Below are 18,609 nucleotides of genomic sequence, written 5' to 3'. Positions count from 1 at the left end.
TCGGCCCGTCGGACCCTTTCACCCAGGGGTGAAAGGCAGTGCGTTCCGGGCGAGGACGCAGGAGGCTCCCGTTGTCCCCCTCACCACCCCGCCGATGCCCTTGCCGGAGGTCGTGCCGATGCGCCGCATCCCCGTCCGAACAGCCTGCCTCACAGCCGCACTTCTGCTCACCGGCCTCGCCGGCGCTCCCGGCCCCGCGAGCGCCCGGGACCTGCCGGACACCTATGTCGTCTCCCGGGACCCGGGCGTGCTCCCCGAAGGGATCGCGGTCACCCCGGACGGCACCCTGTACGTCTCCTCGGACGGCCGGGGAACCCTGTACCGGGGCCGCGTCGGCGACCCGGAGCTGAAGCCGTTCCCCGCGCGCGGCCTGGAGAACCGGCCCAGCACTCTGGGCGTGCACACCGACCGGCGCGGCAGGGTCCTGTCCGTGGGCGGCGCGAGCCTGACCGTCCACGACCGCCACGGACGTCTCCTCGCCACCCGAACGGCACGCGGCGGCCCGCTCGGCGCGCCCCGCCTCAACGACCTGGTCGTGACGGACGACGCGGTGTACGTGACGGACTGGGCCAACCCCGTCGTCCACCGGGCGGAGATCCGGGGCTCCACGCTCGGCCCCCTCGAACCCTGGCTCGACATCCGGGCCGCCTTCCCGCAGTTCCCCGCCCAGTACTGGCTGCTGAACGGCATCGTGGCCGACGAGTCCGGCTCGACCCTCCTGGTGGCGTCCAACGGCACCGAGGCCGTCTGGCGGATCGGCACCGCCGACAAGGACGTCAGCCGGCTCGACCTCGGCGACCAGTCCTTCGGCCCCGACGGCATGGTGCTGCACGGCCGGACGCTGTACGCGGTGCTCAACTACGGTGCCCCGCACGGCGTCTACCTCGCCCGGCTCGACGAGGAGCTGCGGACGGGCACGGTGACCCATCGCCTCACGGACGGACCCTTCGACCTGCCGACCACCCTGGCACGGCACGGCTGCCGCCTCTACGTGGTGAACAGCCAGCTCGACGAGCCGCCGGGCCGGCCCCCGTACACCGTGAGCGCGATCGACGACCCGATGTGCGAGGACAGACCGTGATTCCGCGCGTCAGCGTGGCTCGGGAGCGGGCCACGCGCGCGGGTAGGGCACACGCAGCGACTCGGCCGCCACGGGGGTGTGGCCGGCCGCCGCGTGCAACCGCCCGTCGCGCAGGACGATCCCGCCCGCGGAGAGCATGGACGTCACCAGGTCGGTGGCCAGGGCCTCGGGAGTGAGACGCAGGAGGCGTGCGGCGTCCGTCAGCCACGCACGCGCGTGGAGGTACGGTTCGACCTCCCCGGACGGGATGCCGCCGCGGATCATGAGCGCGAAGGCGAAGATCCGGCGGACGCCGTACCAGACGGCTCCGTCGGGGTCGTCGACCAGCCGCCGGCCCCGGCGCAGGGCGGCGGCGAACGCGGCCCCCGTGTCGACGGGCACCGGGCCGTGGGACGGCAGGATCACCCGCGGATCGAGGTCGGCCATCCGCTGGAGGGAGGCCAGCGCCGTCGCCGCGGCGCCGGGCCCGTCGAGCGCGAGGTTGACCCAGCCGACGTCGTAGTCCGACAGCGCGTCGCCGACCACGAGCAGCCGCTCCTCCGGCTGCCACAGGGCCAGGTGGCCCGGCGTGTGACCGGGTGTGCGGACGACCTCCCAGTCGGTGTCGCCGAGGCGGAGGACGTGCCCGTCGTCGAGGGACAGGTCCACGGAGTACGGGGCGACCGGCTGGTCGAGGTACTCCGCCGCGCAACAGCCGGGGTCCCGGCGGGAGAGCGCCTCGGCTTCGGGGGCCCCGGCGGCGACGGCGGCGCCTCGTGCCTGGAGGAGGGCGTTGCCGCCGACGTGGTCGGAGTGCCAGTGCGTGTTCACGACGAGGCCGATCCGCCCGGCCCGGGCGCGCGCCCACTCGGCGGTCTCCTCGGCGTGGCCGACGAACCCGGAGTCGACCAGGGCCGGTTGCTTCCCGTGGAGCAGCAGCGTGTTGGCGTCGGGGAACGGCCGCTGCCACCAGGTGGCCCAGGACGGCAATGTCGGCGGCGGGCTCACGGCCCGGGACCGGGGGCTCACTGCTCGGCTCCGTCCACGCGGATCAGCGTCTGCTGGCCTGCGGCGACGAGCTTCCGCTCGCCGTCGGCCAGGACACCGAACACGTCGAGGCGGCACACGGTCAGCGTCCGGCCGGACTTCAGAACGGTGCCGACCGCCTCTATGTGTGTGCCGACGGCCGGCGCGACGAGATTGATTTTGTACTCGACGGTGAGCACCTCCGAGCCCTCGGGGAACAGGGTGAGGGCGGCGTAGCCACCGGCGCTGTCCGCGATGGCGCTGGTGCCGCTGGCGTGGAAGTAGCCGTGCTGCTGGGTCACTTCGGGGCGGGCAGGGAGCACGACGTGCACACGGCCGGGGCCGATGTGCGAGAGGCGCGCGCCGAGGTGGGCCATCAGCCCCTGACGGTCGAAACTCGCCTGGACGCGCTGGCGTACCTCCGGGCTCGCCTGTTCCCGCTGCGTCGGGTCTTCCACGTGCTCTCCTTCGGCTGCGACGGACATCACGATCATGGGATCGTACGGGCAGGGGGTCGGATAACCGGTCGACACCCCGCTCCCGGCCGGGTTGGCTGGACGGCATGCCAGAGCTGCGAACCGACCGTCTGCTGCTCCGCCGCTGGCGGGAATCCGACCTGGAACCGTGGGCGGCCATGAACGCCGATCCCGAAGTTCGGGAACACCTCGGGGACCTTCTGACGCGGGAGGAGAGCGATGGCGTGGTCGCCCGCATGCGGGCCGATTTCGACGCGCGGGGTTTCGGCTGGTGGGCCCTCGAATCACGGGTGACCGGTGAGTTCATCGGCCGTGCCGGCCTGGACGTGGTGGGCGAGGACATGCCCTTCACGGGAGTGGACGTCGGATGGCGCCTGACCCGTACGGCATGGGGCCACGGCTACGCCACCGAGGCCGCCCTTGCCTGCCTGGCCTTCGGCTTCGAGGTCCTCGGCCTGCCGGAAGTGCTCGCGTCGACGACCGTCCACAACGTTCGCTCCCAGGCGGTGATGCGCCGGATCGGCATGACCCGGGATCCGGCGGACGACTTCGAGGACCCGAGCGTCCCCGAGGGGCCGCTGCGCCGGTGCGTGCTGTACCGGACGCCCGCGGAGCCGCGTACGGCCCACCGGGGCACGTGACGCCGCTCCGCGGACCGATGGCCTCAGGTCCCCGTGGTCGCGGTCCGCGCGATGCGTTCGAGGGTGGTGCGCATTCCGGCCCGGTTGAGCGCGATGCGACGGGCCGGGTTCGATCCGGCGAAGACCGTGCCGAGCAGTTCGGCGACCCTGGCCCCGAACCCGTCCGTTCGCAGGTCCTGCCAGAACTCGGTGAGCCGGGTCCCCGAGCCCTCCGGTTCGAACCGGTAGCCCCAGCGGGCGATCGGCAGCCCGAGGACGCCGATGTCGAAGACGAACTCGCGGTCCGGAAGCATTCGGGTCACCCGCCCCTGGGTCGGCCAGAGGAACGGACCGCGCCGGTTGAACCCGATGAACCGGGTCCCGGTCCGCGCCGGCGGCCGCAGGACCCACACGGAGCGGCACTCCGGGCTCCATCGCCCCATGTTCCGCAGGTCCGACACCAGCCGGTAGACGACCTCCGGCGGCGCGTCGACGACCGTGCTCTCCTCCAGGCTCAACTGCCGATCCACGGCCATGCCCCGCTCCCCTCGCCCGGTGGGGGAGACCGCCCCCACTACCTACTCGCCGGTACGTTAGCGGGCGCGGGAGCGGCCTGTCTCGCTCAGTTCTCGACGTCCTGCGGGTACCAGCGCAGTTCGACCGTGTTGCCGTCGGGGTCCTTCACGTAGACCGACTGGGCCGAGCCGCGTGCGCCCCAGCGCGGGACCGGACCCTCCAGGACCTCGAACGTGCCGGAGTCGATGACCTCCTGCCAGTCCAGGGGGTCCACGACCAGACAGATGTGGTCGACGTTGGATTCGCCGCGCGGGCGGGAGAACAGGTCGATGACGGTGTTCTCGTTTATGCGTACGGACGGGAACGACACCTTGCCGGCCCGCCACTCCTCGACACGCTCGGGCTCCAGGCCCAGGGCGCCGGTGTAGAAGTCGAGGGACTTGTCGACGTCCGTCACGTTGAGCACCAGGTGGTCGAAGGCTTTGACTCGCATGAGGGGGCTCCCTGCCTCTCCGGGGTTGCGTCTCGTCTTGATGATCATGGTGACTGCGGAGGCCGCGATCAAGGGCTCCGGAGGTCCACGATCCGGACCGTGCGCCTCCGGCCCCGGCCTCCCGGGCGGCCTCCGTGCCGTCAGATGTGGAGCTCGGGAGGGAATCCGGTCCAGCGCAGCTCGGCGGGGAGGTGCCCCGTGTCGTTGAAGAAGAGGACGGCAGGGGCCCGGCCGGGCGCGTACCGGATGACGGTCAGAGCCGCGTTCGCGTGGTTGATGCCCATCCATCGTGCCTTCGGCGCGTCGAGGGCCTCCCGGACGAGCCAGGCGATGAGGAAGTTGTGCGTGACGACGAGTTCGTGGCGCGGCCGGCCGCCGTCGATCGGGCCGGTGAACCGGGCGACGGCCTCCGCGGCCAGTCCGGGCCCCTCCTCACGCTCCCGCGCCGGGAACCCTGCCAGGAAACCGAGCATCGCGTCGGCCGACTCCGAGGGCAGTTCCTCGCGCCTCGGGAGGTAGGGGATGTAGTCGCCGGCGGGCGGGGACATCCGCACGGGCACCCCGTCGAGCTGGTCCCCGACCAGCCGGGCCGTCTGCTCGGCGCGGGCCAGCGGGCCGTGATGGATCGCCGTGAGCGGGGCCTCGCGGAGCCGCTCGCCGAGCAGGACGGCCTGGCGGCGCCCCCTGTCCGTCAACGTGCTCTCGTCCTCGGACGCTTCACCGTGCCGCGCCAGGTACAGGTAGCGGGCGGCGGTCTCGGTCATGCTCGACTCCTCCGGCAAGGTTCATGATCGTGCGAACGCGTGAACAGACGTGCTGCGGCGGCATGTGGTTCCGCGGCCAGGGGTGTTGCCGCACGAAGGGCGGTGTCAGTGCGTCTCTCTAGGGTGCACCCATGAACGTGATGGAGCCTTCCGTGGACAAGGTCCGCCCCGCACCTGAGCGCACGGTGCGGCGCCTCCTGGAGTCGGCGCGTGAACGGGCGACGCAGGTGGACCTGGAGGCCGCCTTCGCCTGGGTGACGGAGGGGCGGCTCGCGCATGACCTGCTGGCCGAATGGCACGCCCTGCGGGAGGAGGCGGACGCGGAACTCGGCCGCTGCCGGACGTCCCTGCGCGGTCTCAGGGACGCGGCGACCCCACAGGACACCGTGCGGTACGGCCGTTGCGCGGCGGAGAAGATCCTCGAGGGAGAACTGCGGGAGCTGGTGTCCCGTACGGAGAGGGCCGTGGAGTGGTGCGAGAAGGCCCGCGACCAGGTCATGGCGGACCTCGGCCGGCTGGTGAGGGAGCGGCGTACCGAGTTCCCCTCGGCCAAGGCGGCACCCCTGGGGGAGCTGCTCGCGGAGTCGACGCGGGCACGAGCGGACCTCGACCGCGCTCTGGAGACGTACCGGGAGGAGATGCGCGAGCTGGCCCTGGAGGAAGAGCGGCGCCAGGAGTACCTGCGGAGCGGGGACAGCATCTCCCTGGAGGAGATCCGCGCCCTGTCCAGTCGCGGCTTCGAGGAGCTGATCGCCTCGCTCCTGGAGCGCGACGGCTGCGAGGTGCGGCGCGCGCACGGCGGCGCGGGCGACGGGGGAGCGGACGTCATCGCGATGGGCGGCAACGGGGAGCGGATCGTCGTGCAGTGCAAGCTGCGCAGGAAGCCGGGCGCGGCGATCGGGGTGTCCGATGTCCAGACCTTCAACGGCACGGCCCGGCCCGACCACCGGGCGACCCATCCCCTCATGGTGACGAACGCCCGCTTCACCGCCCAGGCGGAGGCAGCCGCGGCGCGTTACGGGATCAGACTGATGGACAGGGGAGCGCTGCGCGCCTGGGCGACCTTCGGGAAGCCCCTCGGACTCGCCTGAGGGCGTCAGAGCCGGAGGAGGACCAGGGCCGTGTCGTCGGTGATGCCGGTGGGCGGGGTGAGCTCGGCGAGCAGGATGTCGGCGAGGGACTCGGGAGGGACGGCCCGGTGCCGGGTGAGCGCGTCGGCGAGCCTGGTCAGGCTGGTGTCGATGTCCTCACGGCGGCGTTCGACGAGACCGTCGGTGTAGACGGCGAGGACCGTGCCGTCGGTGAAGGAGACCCGGGCCTGCGGCCGGGGCGCGTGTTCGGGGAGGGCGCCGAGCGGGGGGTCGGTGGCCCGGTCGAGGAACTCGACGGTGCCGTCGGGGTGGCAGAGGACGGGTGGGGGATGGCCGGCGCTGCTGTACGTCAGGACACGGTTCGTCCAGTCGATCACGACGGACACGGCGGTCGTGGACTCGGCGCCCGGGACGTCGCGCGAGTACAGGTCCAGGACTTCGAGGGCACGGGCGGGGCCGTCGGCGACGCGCGAAGCCGCCGACAGGGCGCTGCGGAGGAGTCCCATCACGCCGGCGGCGCGCAGACCGTGGCCGACGACGTCGCCCACGGCGACCGCGGTGCGGCCGGGCAGCTCGACCAGGTCGTACCAGTCGCCGCAGACGTTGAGCGCTCCGGTGGCGGGCCGGTAGCGCACGGCGGCGTGGTGGTGACCGAGGGGGTGCGGCGCGGGCAGCATCGCCTCCTGGAGGTGGAGGGCCACCTCCCGCTCGTGGGCGTGCGCCCGGCGCAGGCGTTCGTTGACCGCCTGCAGCTCCTTCGCGCGGGTGTATAGCTCGGACTCCAGGACCTGGGCGCGCTCCCCGGCACCGCCCCCGCCGCGGGCCTGGATCAGTTCGGTCACCTCCTCCACGCGGTGCAGAAGCAGAGCCACGGAGCCGTCGGGCGCGAGGACGGGGGCGTTGACCGGGCTCCAGTACCGCTCCTGCCACTGCCCGGGCCGGTCGGGGGACTCGACGTCGTAGCGCTGCAGCGCCATGCTGTCGGGTGCCCCGGTGGCGAGGACCCGCTCCAGGGAGGCGCGCAGGTTCCGCACGCCGGTCGCGGACGGGTCGTCCGGGTTGTCGGGGAAGACGTCGAAGAGGTACCGGCCGACGACCTGCTCGCGCGTCCGGCCGGACATCGACAGAAACGCCTCGTTGACGTCCGCGTAGACGAGCCCGGGGGTGAGCAGCGCGACACCACCCGGCAGGGCCTGGAACACCGCCTCGTAATCGATCCCGGGTCCGTTCACCCTTCACCTGCCCGTCCGCCGCGGGTCCGGCAGTGAGACTGCCCCCACGATAGGCGCGACCCACGACCACGGCCTCCGGACGGCGCCCGTCCGGAGGCCGTGGTCCGCCCCGGCCCCCTTGCCGGGCGCCGAAACGAAGCGATCATGTCGGGATGACAGATCACCACTCCTCCGCGTCACCGGCCGTGGTGCGGCTGGCGGCGTACACGAAGGCCGACCAGGACGAGATCCTCGGCGACGGTGCCGACCCCTTCGGGGTCGCGGACGCCGGGCTGACCTGGCTGCCCAAGAAGCAACACTTCGGCATCAGACAGCAGGACCGCCTCGTCGCCCACGCCGGCCTGCTGCGGCTCCCCCTGTCGATCGGCGGCGCTGACACCCAGGCCGTGGGCGTCGGCGGCGTGGCCGTCGCCCCCGACCTTCGCGGCCATGGACTGGCGCGCGCGGTCCTCTCGGCGGCCCTGGACCACGCCCGGACGCTGGGGCCCCGGCACGGGCTCCTCTTCTGCCGGCCACCACTCGTCGCGCTCTACCGGCGACTCGGCTGGCACCTCCTCGAACAGCCCGTCCACGTCGAACAACCCGAGGGGCCCGTGATCATGCCGCTCCGGACGATGTGGACACCGCTGCACGCCGACGCGACCTGGCCGCCCGGAGAGGTCCGGCTGCTCTCGCTCCCCATGTGACCGACGGCGGGGCCCGGGGCCGGCCTCCGTGTATCGCGGGCATATCGAAAATCGGAGACGCCGGGGCAACGGGCTCCCGGCTGCAATAGGGGGATGAACGACCACACCTCTCTGTCCGTACCGCCCCGCCGTGCCCGCAGGATCGTGTTCCCCGGTCTCGCGGTGCTCGGCCTGGCGGGCGGCCTGTTCGTCCTGCGGGGGCCGCTCCTGATGGCCGCCCCGCGGTGCGTGGCCGGGCAGTGGCACGGATGCTTCGACACGTTCAACGGCGTCGTGCTCATGACGCTGGTCACGCTGCCCCTGGCCGTCCTGGTGGCGTGGGGTCTGGCGTCCTGGCGGCGTGCCGCGGGAGTCGCCTCGGCGTGGCGGATCTCGCTGGCCGAGGTGGGCATGGTCCACGGGACGGTGCCGTTCCTGTGGCTGACCATGATGCCGGGCGCCGGCGCCGGTGTCGTCCCCGGCCGGGTGAGCCTGGTCCCGCTGCGGGACCTGGTCACGATGGGGTCGCTCGGGATCGCCGGAAACCTGTTGGTCTTCGCGTCGCTCGGGTTCTTCGCCCCGATGCGGTACGCGGCGCTGGCCTCCGTGCCGCGGATCCTCGCGCTCGCGGCGGGCTGCTCGGTCCTGGTCGAGACCGCACAGTACGTCCTGCGGCTCGACCGGGTCTCCTCCGTCGACGACGTCCTGGTCAACACCACCGGCGCCGTCCTGGCGGCGCTCGCCTCGCGCCGCTGGTGGCGCGCTCCGGGGGAAGGACCGTCGGACGCTCCTCGCCCGGCACCGGCATTCCACGGTGCTGCTTAGGCTTGAGGCATGCGTGTACTGATCGTGGAGGACGAGCCCTACCTGGCCGAAGCAGTCCGTGACGGGCTCCGCCTGGAAGCGATCGCCGCCGACATCGCCGGCGACGGCGACTCCGCGCTGGAAATGCTCGGCGTCCACACCTACGACCTCGCGGTCCTGGACCGCGACATCCCCGGACCCTCCGGCGACGAGGTCGCCCGGCGCATCGTCGCCTCCGGCAGCGGCATCCCGATCCTCATGCTCACCGCCGCCGACCGGATCGACGACAAGGCCTCCGGGTTCGAGCTCGGAGCCGACGACTACCTCACCAAACCGTTCGACCTGCGCGAGCTCGTCCTGCGGCTCAGGGCCCTCGACCGCCGCCGCGCACACGCCAGGCCCCCGGTCCGCGAGATCGCCGGCCTGCGGCTGGACCCCTTCCGCCGGGAGGTCTTCCGCGACGGACGTTACGTCGCGCTCACCCGTAAACAGTTCGCCGTCCTCGAAGTCCTCGTCGCCGCCGAGGGCGGTGTCGTCAGTGCCGAAGAGCTCCTCGAACGGGCCTGGGACGAGAACGCCGACCCCCTCACCAACGCCGTCCGCATCACCGTCTCCGCCCTGCGCAAACGGCTCGGCGAACCCTGGATCATCGCCACCGTGCCCGGCGTCGGGTACCGCATCGACTCCGGCGCGCGTGGATAGGCGCCCGGGGCTCAGCGCCCGGCTGAAACTCACCCTCAGCTACGCCGGGTTCCTCGCCGTCGCCGGCGCCCTCATGCTCGCCGTGGTGTGGGGGTTCCTGCTGCGCTACGTACCGGACAACTCGCAGGGTCTTCTCGGGATCTCGCCCAACCGGTACCTCCTCGTGCACACCTTCGCCCCCGCCGCGGCCGTGGCGATGGCCTTCCTGCTGGTGTTCGGCCTCGTCGGAGGGTGGATCCTCGCCGGCCGGATGCTCGCACCGCTCACCCGGATCACGGCCGCGGCACGGACGGCAGGAAGCGGTTCCCTGTCCCATCGCATCCGCATGAAAGGCCGCCGGGACGAATTCCGCGAGCTGTCCGACGCCTTCGACTCGATGCTCGAACAACTCGAGTCCCACGTCGCGGAGCAGCAGCGCTTCGCCGCGAACGCCTCCCACGAACTGCGCACCCCGCTGGCCGTCTCGCGCACGCTCCTCGACGTCGCCCGCAAGGACCCCACACGCGACCGGGACGAACTCATCGAACGTCTGCAGACCGTCAACACCCGGGCGATCGGCCTCACCGAGGCCCTGCTCCTGCTCAGCCGCAGCGACGGCGGAAGCTTCACCCGGGAGAGCGTCGACCTGTCCCTCGTCGCCGAGGAGGCAGCCGAAAACCTGCTCCCGCTCGCCGAACAGCGCCGGATCACACTCGACGTCACCGGCGGCGAGGCCCGCACCCGCGGCTCCGCAGAACTCCTGCTGCGGATGGTCACGAACCTCGTCCAGAACGCCGTCGTCCACAACCTCCCCTCCGGGGGCACCGTGACGGTCCACACCGAGACGCAGGACGGCGCCGCCGTGGTGCGGGTCGAGAACACGGGGCAGCCGCTGTCACCGGACGTGGTGCCGACCCTCACCGAGCCCTTCCGGCGCGGAACGGAACGCGTACGCACCGACGAGCACGCCGGCGCCGGCCTGGGCCTCGCCCTCGTGCACAGCGTCGTCCGCGCCCACGACGGGACCCTCGACCTCGCCCCTCGCCCCGTCGGCGGTCTCCGCGTCACGGTCCGGCTTCCCGGCGCGCCGTAGCACCGCGCCGTGGACCCCGGTGGCGCCCCGGGCTCTCACGCCGCCCCCGTCCGCACCGGCCGGCGCACCAGGTACAGGGCCGCCGAGGTGACCAGGAGCAGCATGCAGCCGGTGAACACCAGGCCCGCCTGCTCCAGGCCGAGCGGCTCGGCAAGCAGGCCCACTCCGATGACCGGGATCGAGATTCCCGTGTACGCGACCACGAACAGGGTCGAGATCACCGCCGCACGCTGCTCCACCGGCGCGGCCGCCGCGACGGCGGACAGTGCCGCGCGGAAGGAGAGCCCCTGGCCGACTCCGCCGACGACGGCGGCGAGGACCACGAGCGCGAGCAGCTCCGCGGAGAGCGCCCCCGCCAGGAACGCCAGGCCGGCGAAGAGCACGACGCAGCCCAACGGCAGGGACCGGGGCACTCCGAGGCGGCCGACGGCGAGCTGACCGGCGGTGGAGGCGAAGAAGGCCAGCGCGACGATCAGACCGCTCACGGCGTGGTTGTCGACGTGCAGGTAGCGGGCCAGGAAGGCGGGGCTGACCGAGGTGAACACCCCGAAGAGGGCGAAGCCCGCGAAGGACGCGATGGCCGCGGGGAGGAACACCGGGCGGACCTGCGGGGGCAGGGCCGGCCGTTGTGGCCGTACGGCGGTCAGTGGCCGCGGGGCCCGCACGGTCTCCGGCAGCCGCAGGAGGACGAGGGCCGACACGGCCACCATGGCGAGGTGCACGGCGAAGGGGAGCAGCAGCGGCTCGGGGGCGTACTCCGCGAGCAGGCCGGCGAGCAGGGGCCCGCAGCCCAGTCCGCCCATGTTGGCGGCCGTCGCCACGAGCGTCGCCCGGGACTGGCCGCCGGGCGGGGCGAGATCCATGACGTACGCGGTGGCCGCCCCGGTGAACAGGCCGGCCGAGAAGCCCGAGAGCAGACGACCGGCGTACAGCCAGCCCAGCCCGTCGGCGCTCAGGAAGCAGACGGCGCTCGCCCCGGCGAACCCGAGCCCCCACAGGAGCGTCGGCCGCCTGCCGACCGTGTCCGAGGCGTTGCCCGCGAGCAGCAGCACGCCGATGACCCCGAAGGCGTACACGGCGTACACGACGGTCACCGTCAGCTCGGAGAAGCCGAACTTCTCCTGGTAGAGCGGGTAGAGCGGAGTCGGCAGCGTGGTGCCGGTCATCCCCACGACGAACACGCCTCCGGCGAGGAGACACCGGAGCCACCCTTGACGATCACCAACCATGCCGCCGACGGTAACCCCGCCCCGCGCCGCAGCCCGGCAACGCGACGCCTGCGATCGGGTCATGTATGGGCCCACGGGACGAGGGGCTCTGCGCGCTTCGCAGCCAGCGGGGTGGGGCTGTCCCCACCTCCTGTACTCCGGCCTGCTCCGGTGACCCGTAGGAGTTCATGCGGGACAGTGGTCGGTATGACAGCAGCAACACCGCGGACGGGCTCCGCGGTCCCGTCGCGATCGACCGCCCTCCACGGTCGCGCACTCGCCCTCCTCACCGGCGCCGTCCTGGCCCTCGCCGCCGCCTTCGTCCTCGCCCCGCGCACGCTGGCGGCGACCGGCCCGGGGGACGACTTCGGAGAGCCGGGAGTCCTTGCCGGGGCCTTCCGCAAGGCGTTCGTCGGGTATTGGAGCGCGGGCGAGCGGCGATTCCCGGCGGACTTGGACGGAATCGTCGACTACTGGTCCCGCTATCACGTCGCCAAGGGCGTGATCGCCGCCCTGTTGCTGACGGCGTTGGTCGCGCTCGGCGTGCTGCTGTGGAAGGCCTTCGTGAGGGCCGACGGCCTGGGGCCGGCGAAGAGGTTCTCCCTCGCTGCGGCCGGCGTGGTCACGACGCTGCTCGCGCTGTTCTCGCTCGCGGCGGTGATGGCCAACATCCAGGGTGCGACGGCACCCTTCGCCTCCCTCCTGCCGATGCTGCCCGCCGGCACGACCGACGGTGAACTCGCGGGCGCACTCGGCGAGGTCGGGCAGCGGCTCGCCGTCGCCCCGGGCGCGGGTCACCAGGACCCGCCCGCTCTTGACGTGATGATCGGCGACTTCGCCCGCTACCACGAGGCGATGGCCGTGATCGCCGCCACGGTCGCGGTCGGCCTCGCCGTCTTGGGCGTGCTGTCCTGGAGGAGGTTCAGGAGGACGGGGCCGGCCGATCGGCGAACGAGGCGCGCCGTCGCGGCGTTCGGCGTCCTCTCGGCGCTCGCGGCGCTGTTCGTGGTGATGGTCGCCGTGGCCAACACGACCACAGCCGCCGACCCCCGGCCGGCGCTGCTGGCCTTCTTCGAAGGCGGGTGGTGACGCACCGGGGTGGTCAGTCCACGTCGTCGGCGCGCAGGGTGAGTTCGAGGAGGCCGGGGAAGCGGGCGTCGAATTCCTCGCGGCGGAGGCGGTTCAGCCGCTTCGGGCCCTGGTCGCGCTGCTCGACGAGGCCGGCCCCGCGCAGGACGGTGAAGTGGTGGCTCTTGGCGGCCCTTCCCACGGGGACGTCGAAGTTGCTGCAGCTGAGCGTCCAGTCGGGCTGGGAGGCCAGTTCGCGGACCAACTGGAGGCGTACGGGGTCCGCGAGCGCGGACAGCGCGGTGAGGAGGGCGACGTCATCGGGGTGTGTGTGCACGGGCGCCGCACGATGGCCCGCGCTGCCCTCCGGCTCCGGCATCCCGCTCACTCCTTCGTCGCGATCCATTCGCTTGCCGAATGTTCGATGACCATCATACAGTGCGAGTGTTCGCTTCTCGTTGAACACTCCGTCCGAGCTCTCCGTCCGAGCTCTTCCTGAAGGGTGGTTCGTCCATGCGCGCGATCGAGTTCCACGAGTACGGCGGTCCCGAGGTCCTGCGAGTCGTCGAGGCCACGACTCCCCGGCCGGGACCGGGCCAGGTGGCCATCGACGTCGCCTGGGCGGGGGTGAACTTCGCCGACGTCAAGGCACGCGCCGAGGGATACCGCGTCGACGAACTGCCCTACCGCCCCGGCCTGGAGGTCTCCGGTCGCGTCCTGGCCGTCGGCAAGGGAGTCGACGGTCTGGAGGTCGGCCAGGAAGTCGCCGCCCTCGTCGGAGGACGCGGATACGCCGAAGTCGTCCTCGCCCAGGCCGAGTCCGTCTTCCCGCTCCCCGAGGGCCTCGATCCGAGGACCGCGGCGACGCTCCCCACGGTCCTGCCGACCGCGCACGCCCTGATCCACGAGGTGGGGCGGCTCCGCGCGGGGGAGAGCGTGCTGGTGCACGGCGCGGCGGGCGGCATCGGTACGGCCGTCGGCCAACTGGCCCGGGCGGCGGGCGCCGGGGCCGTGTACGGCGTGGCCTCCACCGAGGCGAAGGCCGCGTACGCCCTGAAGTACGGCTACGACGAGGTCTTCGGGTCCGACACCTTCGCCGAGGACGTCCGCCGGGCCACCGACGGCAGGGGAGTCGACCTCGTCCTCGACCCGGTGGGCGGGGACACCCTGCGCCGCGGCCTGGGCGCCCTGGCCCCCTTCGGACGTCTCGTGTCCTTCGGCAACGCCGGCGGCGGCGCGCCCTGGCAGGTCGGCCAGCCCGAGCTGTACGGCCAGGGGCACACCGTCGCGGGCTTCTCCGTGCTGTCGCTCGCGCAGACGGCACCCGCCGCCGCCCGCGCCCTGACCGAGCGGGCCCTGCGCGCGGTCTCGGAGGGCGTGGTGACCCTGCCCGTCACCGCCGAGTTCCCCCTGGCCGAAGCGGCCGAGGCCCACCGGCTCCTGGGCGGCCGCACCTCCACGGGCAAGCTTCTGCTGCGCGTGAAGGACTGACCGCGCCCGATCGAACGCCGGCCGCTCCGGCCGGCATGTCCTCGATGAGACCGGCGGCGCGCGGAGTTCTCACGGAGCGGATTCACAGCTGGTGGATCCAGGCGATGACCAGCACGACCCCGGCAACCGAGGACGCCAGCAGGACCAGCACGGGAGCCGCTCCCACCCTGCGCCCCCACATCCAGCCCGCGAGCCGCGACCGCAGGCGGTCCAGGAGCCAGAGGGCGCCCAGGCCGGCCGCCGCGAACGGCAGGGCGACGAGGAAGTGCACGAGCCACGCCCCTGCCATGGTCGGACCGCCCCAGGAATGGTCGTAGGGGCCCTGGTCGACGAGACCGTAGAGCACTCCGCGCAGGACGAACAGCACCTCGATGCCGACGGGGATGAGGGCGAGCAGCCCGAGCGGTACGCACACCAGCGCGTGCGCGAGCAGGCGCACCGCGCCGGGCTGCCGGGTGGACGACCGCACGGCCGGATCCTGCTCGTCGACCCGCGCCCACCAGGCGCGCGCCGTGTCCGAACGTCCGGCCACGACCGCCCCGAGCGTCGCCACCGAGGCCGGAAGCAGGGCTGCGGCATACCCGGCCCGGCGCGCGAAACGTGCCGGGAGCGCAGGCGAACCGGAGCCCGAAGGCCGCGAGTTGTGACGCCGTGCGGCAAGGAATGACATGACCCGTCCCCGTTCTCGTGATGGTCGGCCGCTGCCGACGCCCGGAGAGTAGGGGGAAGCCACCGTCGACCACGTCACACCACGGTGCCAAGGCGCCGTCGTACCCGAGTAGGGGGTGGGCGCCGCGGCGGGCCCCGCCGGGCGCCGCCAGCTCCCAGCCCGCCGCGTGGGTACCCGCGCCGCGTCAGCGTGTGGTCCTGTCGTCCTGCCGGCGGAGGTCCAGCATGCAGAAGACCTTGTCGTAGCGGTGTTCGCCGACCGCGACGAAGTCGGGCAGACGGCCGTACTCGGTGAAGCCCAGCGTCCGGTAGAGGTGCAGGGCGGAGGCGTTGTCGCCGCGGGCGTCCAGGGTGAGGACCTCGATCCCCGCCTCCCGGGCGTCGGCGATCAGGGCCGCGGTCAGCGCCCGACCGACGCCGAGGCCCTGGGCGGAGGTGTCCACCGCGATCTTTTCGAGGTCGGCGTGCGGCCGATGGGTCGGGCGGGCGTAGCGGAGCCAGTACCCCAGTCCGACGAGCCGACGGTCGAGGTAGGCGACCCGGAGGGCCGCGTCCCCGGCCCGTACGGCGGCGAGGACGTGGTCCAGGAGCTCCGCCACCTCGTCCGGCGAGGGCGGTTCGACCCAGCCCAGCGCGGCCCCGCCACGGACCAGGTCCGCCAGGATCCGGTGCGCCGACCCGGCGAACCGTTTCCGCAGGGCGGGATCGGAGGTCAGCTCCACGGTGTCGAGGACGGCGGGCTTGACGGTCGCGTCGTGGGGCAGGCCAGGCTTCATGATCGACAGCCTAGCCATCCCGACGTCAGGGCCGGCGCCGGCGCTTGCGGTTCGGCCGGTGCGGGCGGTCGAGGGCGTCGAGGGCGCCCACGGCCGCACGGACGTGCGCGGCATCGCGCGGGACGCGCCCGCCCGCGCACCACCAGGACGGCGGCCCGTCCGTCAGATATGGATGCATGCCGAGGTCGTGCTCCCCGCAGAGGGGCCATGCCTGCCACAGTAGCTCGGTGACGGTCTCCTGCGCGGCGTCGACGACGGCCATCAGGGCGCGCACCGGATCGTCGGCCGACTCCGGATCCAGGAAGTTGCCGTGCCATTCGCCGTTGGCCAGGGCCACGTAGACGTTCTCGCCCTCGCCCCCGTCGTACTCCGGCACTGCGAGGAGCCGCAGAGGCTCTTGGTCCGGCAGGGTCACTGCGAGATCCCGGTTGACCAGGACGAGGGCCTCGTCCCAGAGCGGGTGGGTGCCCGGAAGGGCATGGCGGGGTGCGGACGCATCGAAGGCGGGGCTCACGGGGACCATCCTGCACGGTCGGCCACCGAGAAGCCCCTGCATTTCGTCCCCCCGTCGACGCGACACCGGCCGGGGCGGGTCGCCGCCCCGGCCGGTCGGATCACTCGCCGGAGTCGACCGTCGGCCGGCGCAGCTGCACCTCGGCACCGGTCTGCTTGAAGGATTCGGCGGACACCGGAACGAGCACCGCGTCGCGGTGGAAGTCCCGCAGGTTCGTCGACCCGCAGCTGATCATCGTCGAGGTGAGCTTCGCACGGGTCCGCTCCACGTTGTCGTAGAGGCTGCCCGCGTACGGCACGTAGCCGTCGACGCCCTCCTCGAAGACCATCTGACCGCGCTGGCCGTAGCGGGCCGCGTTCTGCGCGCGCCGCGAGCCCTCACCCCAGTACTCCTTGTACCACTGGCCGCCGATCTGCAGCTTCCGGGACGGGCTCTCGTCGAGTCGGGCGAAGTAGCGGCCGAGCATGATGAAGTCCGCTCCCATCGCCAGCGCCATCGCCATGTGCGAGTCGTTGAGCAGACCGCCGTCGCAGCACAGCGGCACGTACACCCCGGTCTCCTGGGCGTAGGCGTCACGCGCCTCGACCACGTCGAGCAGTGCGGAGGCCTGGCCGCGGCCGATGCCCTTCTGCGCCCGCGTGGTGCAGATGGCGCCGCCGCCGATCCCGACCTTCACGAACGCCGCGCCCGCATCGGCCAGGTACCGGAAGGCCCGCCCGTCCACGACGTTCCCCGCACCGACGTGGACGTCGTCCCCGTACGTCTCCCGGGCGAACTCGACGGTCCTCGCCTGGTACACGGAGTAGCCGTCGGAGGAGTCCAGACACAGCACGTCCGCACCGGCCTCCACCAGAGCGGGGATGCGGTCCTTGAAGTCCCGGGAGTTGATGCCGGCTCCCACGCGCAGCCGCTTCTCGCCGTCCACGGTCGCCCGGTGGAAGGTCTTGTGGGCCTGGTAGTCCCGCTTGAGGACGAGGGAGGCGATCCGGCCGTCCTCCAGGACGGGAAGCACGTCCAGATGGTGCTGCCAGATCAGCTCGTTCGCCTCGGACAGGGAGACCGTGGCCGGCGCGGTGACCAGGCCGTCACGGCCCCGCATCCGGTTGCCCGCGGTCTCGGTCGCCCCGTGACGCTCCAGATGGAAGTCGTCGAGGCTGATGATGCCGAGGAACTCGCCGTCCGCGTCACCGCTCCGCGTGACCACGGCCACGCCCTGCTCGGTGTCGGCCAGCTGCCGGGAGACCTCTCCGAGCGGCGTCGTCGGCGCCACGGTGACCTCGCTGGTCCGGAAGCCGGCCTTGTGCCGCTTCACGGCCCGCACGTCCGCGGCCTGGTCCTCGATCTGCTGGTTCTGATGGACGAACGACAGCCCGCCGGCCTGCGCGAGTGCCACCGCGAGCGTCGGTGACGACACGGCCTGCATGATGGCGCTCACCATCGGGGTGGCGATCCGGATTCCCGGCTCCTCGCCGACCCGGTGACGCACCAGCGGCGCCCCGAGATCCACATTGTCCGGTGTGCAGTCTTCTGTGGTCAGGCCGGGAATGAGGAGGTACTCACTCAGCGTACGAGAGATCTCGGGAAGGATTTTCACATCGTCTCCAGCAAGGAGCCTGCACACCGGTCAACGACGGAACGGCGGGGCTCGTACGGGCAGTGCGGATCGATGCCGGCCGGGTGCGCACTGACGGAAGAAGACGCTCCGGAAACCCGGGAGCGGGCGCGCCCGGCGAGGGCAGTGCAGACACACGCGGCCGGATCGACGGCGGAGGCGCGACCGACCCGAATCCCACGATGTGGCACAGGCGTTGACTTCCATTACGCCATACGTGATCTTAGCGCACCGCGCGTGCGCACCCGTCCGCTCAGGGCGACGGGCCCGTCGGCGGACCAGGTGCGGGGGATAGGGTCCCGCCATGGTTTCGGTACTGCAGAATGTGGCGATCGACTGCACGGACGCCTACGGGCTCGCGCGGTTCTGGAGCGCGGTGACGGGGCGTCCGCTGGATCCGGAGGACAGGCCGGGCGCCCTGGAGACGCAGGTGCTCCTCGCGGAGGGCCCGGTGCTGTACTTCAACCAGGTGCCCGAGCCGAAGACGGTGAAGAACCGGCTCCACCTGTGCCTGCGCCCCGAGACCTCGCGCGATCAGGAGGTGGAGCGACTCCTCGGCCTCGGCGCCACGTTCGTCGGCGACCACCGGAACGCCGACGGCACGGGCTGGGCCGTCCTCGCCGACCCCGAGGGCAACGAGTTCTGCGTCCTGCGCAGCGATTCCGACCGGGCGTCCGCGACGTCCTGACGCCCGCGAGCGTCGGGGCCCGGCCCGGCCTCGCCGCCCCGGAGCGGGTGAAAAGGCCGCTG

At 72.5% G+C, this 18,609-nt stretch carries 22 protein-coding genes; 10 read left to right on the top strand and 12 right to left on the bottom strand.

Features of this window, described 5'->3' with window-relative positions:
- Positions 1-94: 94 nt before the first annotated feature.
- On the top strand, positions 95-1,081 hold the full coding sequence (locus ACF07V_RS04880) for an SMP-30/gluconolactonase/LRE family protein (protein ID WP_392151467.1): 987 nt from the start codon (positions 95-97) through the stop codon (positions 1,079-1,081).
- 9 nt (positions 1,082-1,090) lie between these two features.
- Here ACF07V_RS04880 and ACF07V_RS04875 read toward each other — a convergent pair whose 3' ends face one another.
- On the bottom strand, positions 1,091-2,089 hold the full coding sequence (locus ACF07V_RS04875; RefSeq protein ID WP_392151466.1) for an MBL fold metallo-hydrolase: 999 nt from the start codon (positions 2,087-2,089) through the stop codon (positions 1,091-1,093).
- Positions 2,086-2,544 (bottom strand): PaaI family thioesterase, encoded by a 459-nt coding sequence (locus ACF07V_RS04870; protein WP_392151465.1) that lies wholly within the window; start codon positions 2,542-2,544, stop codon positions 2,086-2,088. The genes ACF07V_RS04875 and ACF07V_RS04870 overlap by 4 nt, the downstream gene beginning before the upstream one ends.
- A 104-nt stretch (positions 2,545-2,648) precedes the next feature.
- Here ACF07V_RS04870 and ACF07V_RS04865 point away from each other — a divergent pair, with 104 nt between their 5' ends.
- On the top strand, positions 2,649-3,203 hold the full coding sequence (locus tag ACF07V_RS04865) for a GNAT family N-acetyltransferase (RefSeq protein ID WP_392151464.1): 555 nt from the start codon (positions 2,649-2,651) through the stop codon (positions 3,201-3,203).
- Positions 3,204-3,226: 23 nt separating this feature from the next.
- Here ACF07V_RS04865 and ACF07V_RS04860 read toward each other — a convergent pair whose 3' ends face one another.
- The 3 genes from ACF07V_RS04860 to ACF07V_RS04850 form a co-directional block, all read right to left on the bottom strand.
- Complete coding sequence (locus ACF07V_RS04860) at positions 3,227-3,718, bottom strand: SRPBCC family protein (protein WP_392151463.1); 492 nt, start codon at positions 3,716-3,718, stop codon at positions 3,227-3,229.
- A gap of 86 nt (positions 3,719-3,804) precedes the next feature.
- On the bottom strand, positions 3,805-4,191 hold the full coding sequence (locus ACF07V_RS04855) for a VOC family protein (RefSeq protein ID WP_392151462.1): 387 nt from the start codon (positions 4,189-4,191) through the stop codon (positions 3,805-3,807).
- 140 nt (positions 4,192-4,331) lie between these two features.
- The gene (locus tag ACF07V_RS04850; RefSeq protein WP_392151461.1) at positions 4,332-4,955 is read right to left on the bottom strand and encodes a histidine phosphatase family protein; all 624 of its coding nucleotides are present in this window, start codon (positions 4,953-4,955) and stop codon (positions 4,332-4,334) included.
- Positions 4,956-5,086: 131 nt separating this feature from the next.
- On the opposite strand from ACF07V_RS04850, the gene ACF07V_RS04845 reads away from it, so the two are divergent.
- A complete protein-coding gene (locus tag ACF07V_RS04845) occupies positions 5,087-6,046 on the top strand; it encodes a restriction endonuclease (protein WP_392151460.1) in 960 nt (319 codons plus the stop codon).
- A gap of 5 nt (positions 6,047-6,051) precedes the next feature.
- Here the strand turns inward: ACF07V_RS04845 and ACF07V_RS04840 are convergent, their stop codons facing one another.
- Positions 6,052-7,278 (bottom strand): PP2C family protein-serine/threonine phosphatase, encoded by a 1,227-nt coding sequence (locus ACF07V_RS04840; protein ID WP_392151459.1) that lies wholly within the window; start codon positions 7,276-7,278, stop codon positions 6,052-6,054.
- A gap of 152 nt (positions 7,279-7,430) precedes the next feature.
- Here ACF07V_RS04840 and ACF07V_RS04835 point away from each other — a divergent pair, with 152 nt between their 5' ends.
- From ACF07V_RS04835 to ACF07V_RS04820, 4 genes are all read left to right on the top strand, one after another.
- Complete coding sequence (locus tag ACF07V_RS04835; protein WP_392151458.1) at positions 7,431-7,964, top strand: GNAT family N-acetyltransferase; 534 nt, start codon at positions 7,431-7,433, stop codon at positions 7,962-7,964.
- A gap of 93 nt (positions 7,965-8,057) precedes the next feature.
- The gene (locus ACF07V_RS04830) at positions 8,058-8,768 is read left to right on the top strand and encodes a VanZ family protein (protein ID WP_392151457.1); all 711 of its coding nucleotides are present in this window, start codon (positions 8,058-8,060) and stop codon (positions 8,766-8,768) included.
- 9 nt (positions 8,769-8,777) lie between these two features.
- On the top strand, positions 8,778-9,449 hold the full coding sequence (locus tag ACF07V_RS04825) for a response regulator transcription factor (RefSeq protein ID WP_392151456.1): 672 nt from the start codon (positions 8,778-8,780) through the stop codon (positions 9,447-9,449).
- On the top strand, positions 9,442-10,521 hold the full coding sequence (locus ACF07V_RS04820; protein ID WP_392151455.1) for a sensor histidine kinase: 1,080 nt from the start codon (positions 9,442-9,444) through the stop codon (positions 10,519-10,521). Before ACF07V_RS04825 ends, ACF07V_RS04820 begins: the two co-directional genes overlap by 8 nt.
- Positions 10,522-10,556: 35 nt before the next feature.
- Here ACF07V_RS04820 and ACF07V_RS04815 read toward each other — a convergent pair whose 3' ends face one another.
- Positions 10,557-11,750: an MFS transporter gene (locus tag ACF07V_RS04815; protein ID WP_392151454.1), complete on the bottom strand. Its 1,194-nt coding sequence runs from the start codon at positions 11,748-11,750 to the stop codon at positions 10,557-10,559.
- Between the two features lie 186 nt (positions 11,751-11,936).
- Between ACF07V_RS04815 and ACF07V_RS04810 the strand changes: the two genes are divergently transcribed.
- Positions 11,937-12,818, top strand: a complete 882-nt coding sequence (locus ACF07V_RS04810; protein WP_392151453.1) for a hypothetical protein — start codon at positions 11,937-11,939, stop codon at positions 12,816-12,818.
- A gap of 13 nt (positions 12,819-12,831) precedes the next feature.
- On the opposite strand, the gene ACF07V_RS04805 is transcribed toward ACF07V_RS04810, so the two are convergent.
- Positions 12,832-13,176: an ArsR/SmtB family transcription factor gene (locus ACF07V_RS04805; protein WP_392151452.1), complete on the bottom strand. Its 345-nt coding sequence runs from the start codon at positions 13,174-13,176 to the stop codon at positions 12,832-12,834.
- A 134-nt stretch (positions 13,177-13,310) separates the two neighbouring features.
- On the opposite strand from ACF07V_RS04805, the gene ACF07V_RS04800 reads away from it, so the two are divergent.
- Complete coding sequence (locus tag ACF07V_RS04800) at positions 13,311-14,288, top strand: zinc-binding alcohol dehydrogenase family protein (RefSeq protein WP_392151451.1); 978 nt, start codon at positions 13,311-13,313, stop codon at positions 14,286-14,288.
- An 82-nt stretch (positions 14,289-14,370) separates the two neighbouring features.
- On the opposite strand, the gene ACF07V_RS04795 is transcribed toward ACF07V_RS04800, so the two are convergent.
- The 4 genes from ACF07V_RS04795 to ACF07V_RS04780 all read right to left on the bottom strand — a co-directional run bounded on the left by ACF07V_RS04795 (position 14,371) and on the right by ACF07V_RS04780 (position 17,841).
- Entirely contained in the window at positions 14,371-14,820 is a 450-nt protein-coding gene (locus tag ACF07V_RS04795) for a hypothetical protein (protein WP_392151450.1), read from the bottom strand.
- A gap of 322 nt (positions 14,821-15,142) precedes the next feature.
- Complete coding sequence (locus ACF07V_RS04790) at positions 15,143-15,733, bottom strand: GNAT family N-acetyltransferase (protein WP_392151449.1); 591 nt, start codon at positions 15,731-15,733, stop codon at positions 15,143-15,145.
- A 25-nt stretch (positions 15,734-15,758) separates the two neighbouring features.
- Entirely contained in the window at positions 15,759-16,256 is a 498-nt protein-coding gene (locus ACF07V_RS04785; protein ID WP_392151448.1) for a hypothetical protein, read from the bottom strand.
- Positions 16,257-16,347: 91 nt separating this feature from the next.
- Positions 16,348-17,841 (bottom strand): IMP dehydrogenase, encoded by a 1,494-nt coding sequence (locus ACF07V_RS04780; RefSeq protein ID WP_392151447.1) that lies wholly within the window; start codon positions 17,839-17,841, stop codon positions 16,348-16,350.
- 322 nt (positions 17,842-18,163) lie between these two features.
- Here ACF07V_RS04780 and ACF07V_RS04775 point away from each other — a divergent pair, with 322 nt between their 5' ends.
- A complete protein-coding gene (locus tag ACF07V_RS04775) occupies positions 18,164-18,547 on the top strand; it encodes a VOC family protein (RefSeq protein ID WP_392151446.1) in 384 nt (127 codons plus the stop codon).
- The last annotated feature ends 62 nt before the right edge of the window (positions 18,548-18,609 follow it).

This window comes from Streptomyces sp. NPDC015661, assembly GCF_043077765.1.
GTDB lineage: Bacteria > Actinomycetota > Actinomycetes > Streptomycetales > Streptomycetaceae > Streptomyces.
The sequence above is the reverse complement of the archived record's forward strand: the minus strand, read 5'-3'. Positions and strand labels throughout refer to the sequence as shown.

Bases quoted from the DNA above. Each gene is read 5' to 3' on its own strand.
- ACF07V_RS04880 (WP_392151467.1), top strand. From the start codon at position 95: ATGCCCTTGCCGGAGGTCGTGCCGATGCGCCGCATCCCCGTCCGAACA.
- ACF07V_RS04865 (WP_392151464.1), top strand. From the start codon at position 2,649: ATGCCAGAGCTGCGAACCGACCGTCTGCTGCTCCGCCGCTGGCGGGAA.
- ACF07V_RS04860 (WP_392151463.1), bottom strand. From the start codon at position 3,718: ATGGCCGTGGATCGGCAGTTGAGCCTGGAGGAGAGCACGGTCGTCGAC.
- ACF07V_RS04855 (WP_392151462.1), bottom strand. From the start codon at position 4,191: ATGCGAGTCAAAGCCTTCGACCACCTGGTGCTCAACGTGACGGACGTC.
- ACF07V_RS04850 (WP_392151461.1), bottom strand. From the start codon at position 4,955: ATGACCGAGACCGCCGCCCGCTACCTGTACCTGGCGCGGCACGGTGAA.
- ACF07V_RS04845 (WP_392151460.1), top strand. From the start codon at position 5,087: ATGAACGTGATGGAGCCTTCCGTGGACAAGGTCCGCCCCGCACCTGAG.
- ACF07V_RS04835 (WP_392151458.1), top strand. From the start codon at position 7,431: ATGACAGATCACCACTCCTCCGCGTCACCGGCCGTGGTGCGGCTGGCG.
- ACF07V_RS04830 (WP_392151457.1), top strand. From the start codon at position 8,058: ATGAACGACCACACCTCTCTGTCCGTACCGCCCCGCCGTGCCCGCAGG.
- ACF07V_RS04825 (WP_392151456.1), top strand. From the start codon at position 8,778: ATGCGTGTACTGATCGTGGAGGACGAGCCCTACCTGGCCGAAGCAGTC.
- ACF07V_RS04815 (WP_392151454.1), bottom strand. From the start codon at position 11,750: ATGGTTGGTGATCGTCAAGGGTGGCTCCGGTGTCTCCTCGCCGGAGGC.
- ACF07V_RS04810 (WP_392151453.1), top strand. From the start codon at position 11,937: ATGACAGCAGCAACACCGCGGACGGGCTCCGCGGTCCCGTCGCGATCG.
- ACF07V_RS04805 (WP_392151452.1), bottom strand. From the start codon at position 13,176: ATGCCGGAGCCGGAGGGCAGCGCGGGCCATCGTGCGGCGCCCGTGCAC.
- ACF07V_RS04800 (WP_392151451.1), top strand. From the start codon at position 13,311: ATGCGCGCGATCGAGTTCCACGAGTACGGCGGTCCCGAGGTCCTGCGA.
- ACF07V_RS04790 (WP_392151449.1), bottom strand. From the start codon at position 15,733: ATGAAGCCTGGCCTGCCCCACGACGCGACCGTCAAGCCCGCCGTCCTC.
- ACF07V_RS04785 (WP_392151448.1), bottom strand. From the start codon at position 16,256: ATGGTCCCCGTGAGCCCCGCCTTCGATGCGTCCGCACCCCGCCATGCC.
- ACF07V_RS04775 (WP_392151446.1), top strand. From the start codon at position 18,164: ATGGTTTCGGTACTGCAGAATGTGGCGATCGACTGCACGGACGCCTAC.